Origin of the sequence: Pseudomonas sp. MF6396, assembly GCF_002018915.1 — a bacterium.
Taxonomy (GTDB): domain Bacteria; phylum Pseudomonadota; class Gammaproteobacteria; order Pseudomonadales; family Pseudomonadaceae; genus Aquipseudomonas; species Aquipseudomonas palmensis.
This window is the reverse complement of record NZ_MVOK01000084.1, coordinates 1-1669: the sequence shown is the minus strand read 5'-3', so window position 1 is coordinate 1669 and position 1669 is coordinate 1. Positions and strand designations below refer to the sequence as shown.

Sequence of the window (1669 nt, the reverse complement as noted above, 5' to 3'; positions counted from 1 at the left end):
CCCCCGGTGTCAGGATAGTTGTCGCCTCTCCGATTTTTCCTAAAAAAGCATATCGGGGGCGGAAAGAGACTGGTCGTGCCGTACTATTCACCTGAACGCAGAGCCGCATTACTTAAAATGCTGCTTCCCCCGCTGAACCTGTCGATGGCCGAGGTTTCCCGGCGCGAAGGGGTCAGCGAAATGTCTTTGTCCAACTGGCGCAAGCAGCTCAGTTCTGAAGGAAATACAGTGTCCGAAAACAAGCCGTTGACCGAGAACTGGTCAGCCGAAACCAAGTTTGCTGTCGTGCTTGAAGCCGCCGGTTTGTCCGAGATCGACCTCGGCGAGTATTGCCGCCGCAAAGGTCTTTACCCCGAACAAATCACGGCTTGGCGACAAGCTTTTATCACCGGCCAGAAATCGACAAAGGCTCAGCAAAAAGAAGATCGCGAGCAATCTCGCAAGGACAAGAAACGCATCCAGGAACTTGAGCGCGAACTGCGCCGCAAAGACAAGGCGCTCGCTGAAACAGCCGCGTTGTTGGTGCTGCGAAAAAAGCTCAACGACTACTGGGGGACGAACGACAACGAGGACAACTAACATCTTTGCCAGAGCGCCAGTTAATCGTTGCCTGGCTGGGTAGCGCGGTGGCGGCAGGAGCCAGAAAAATCAGGGCGTGCCAGGAAATCGGTCTATCGCTGCGGACTTTGCAACGTTGGACTGAAACAGAGGTTATCCAGGCCGATGCCCGAACGATTGTCACACGGCCAACACCGCGAAATGCACTGAGCGAAGTCGAGCGTCAGACCATTGTGACGCTGTGTAACAGCCCGGAGTACGCCCACTTGCCGCCGAGCCAGATCGTGCCGCGGCTGGCCGATCAAGGGCGTTATGTGGCGTCGGAGGCGACGTTTTATCGCGTTCTACGTGCGGCAGGCCAACAACAACATCGAGGCCGCAGCCAGCGGCCCAGAAGGCACGCAGCACCGACAACGCATGCGGCCAAAGCGCCCAATCAGGTGTGGTCGTGGGACATCACGTATCTGCCCTCGCCGATACGCGGAAAGTATTACTACCTCTATCTGATCGAGGATATTTACAGCCGCAAGGCCGTGGGCTGGGAGGTCTACGACGCGGAAAGCGGTGAAAAAGCCGCCGCGCTGCTGCAACGCAGCGTGATCGGTGAGCAGTGTTTACACGAACCGCTGGTGCTGCACTCGGACAACGGAGCGCCGATGAAATCGGTGACGCTGCTGAGCAAGATGTACGACCTGGGCATCACGCCTTCGCGGGGCCGACCGCGTGTGAGCAACGACAATCCCTACTCGGAGTCGCTGTTTAGAACGCTGAAATACTGCCCGCAATGGCCGCTGGATGGTTTTGCCAGTCTGGATGCTGCTCGGGCTTGGGTGAGGAATTTTATGCGGTGGTACAACAACGAGCACCGACATAGCCGCATCCGGTTCGTCACACCGGCTGAGCGGCATCGAGGGCTGGACCATCAGGTCTTGGCCCGGCGACATGAGTTGTACGAACGAGCCAAGGAAAACAAACCGGAGCGGTGGTCAGGCCGGACGCGTAACTGGGAACCGATCGGCACCGTGTTGTTGAACCCGGATCGAGAGCAACAGAACGAGAAAATGGCGGCATAGTTAGACGGTTGACGCGACAACTACCTTGAAAAATGCCG

Annotated in this window: 1 protein-coding gene; it reads left to right on the top strand. The window is 57.3% G+C overall.

Translation table 11 applies throughout. The annotated features are described in order from the left end of the window. The first annotated feature begins 75 nt into the window (after window positions 1–75). Window positions 76–1631, top strand: a protein-coding gene (locus MF6396_RS28025) for an IS3 family transposase (RefSeq protein ID WP_102063846.1) whose coding sequence is annotated in 2 segments (ribosomal slippage) — window positions 76–538 and window positions 538–1631 — 1557 coding nt in all. Because the reading frame shifts where the segments join, the coding sequence is not laid out codon by codon here. Window positions 1632–1669 lie beyond the last annotated feature (38 nt).